This is a genomic window from Kaistia sp. MMO-174 (genome assembly GCF_037147815.1).
Taxonomy (GTDB): domain Bacteria; phylum Pseudomonadota; class Alphaproteobacteria; order Rhizobiales; family Kaistiaceae; genus Kaistia; species Kaistia nematophila.
Genome location: NZ_JBBCUO010000034.1, coordinates 1 through 223, shown reverse-complemented (window position 1 = coordinate 223; position 223 = coordinate 1). Strand labels below are relative to the sequence as shown.

The following is a 223-nucleotide window of genomic DNA, read 5'->3' as shown; positions in this document are numbered from 1 at the left end:
GAGGAGTGGCGACCATCAGGGCTCCGTGAAGATCATGGCGTCGTTGCGCAGATCGAGCTGGACGACGCTGTTCGAGGACTTGATCACCACGCCGCTCATGTAGACGACGCCGTCGACGATCGCGAACGGAACGACATTGGTGGCACCGTTACCGATCGAGAACTTGTCGACCTGGAACATGCAGCGCGACACGCCACCGACGATGTCGAGCACCATGCCGGCC

At 61.4% G+C, this 223-nt stretch carries 1 protein-coding gene; it reads right to left on the bottom strand.

Translation table 11 applies throughout. The features are described from left to right. Positions 1-15: 15 nt before the first annotated feature. A partial coding sequence (locus WFK98_RS27295) for a phage tail tip fiber protein (protein WP_336802532.1) occupies positions 16-223 on the bottom strand: 208 nt, incomplete at its 5' end.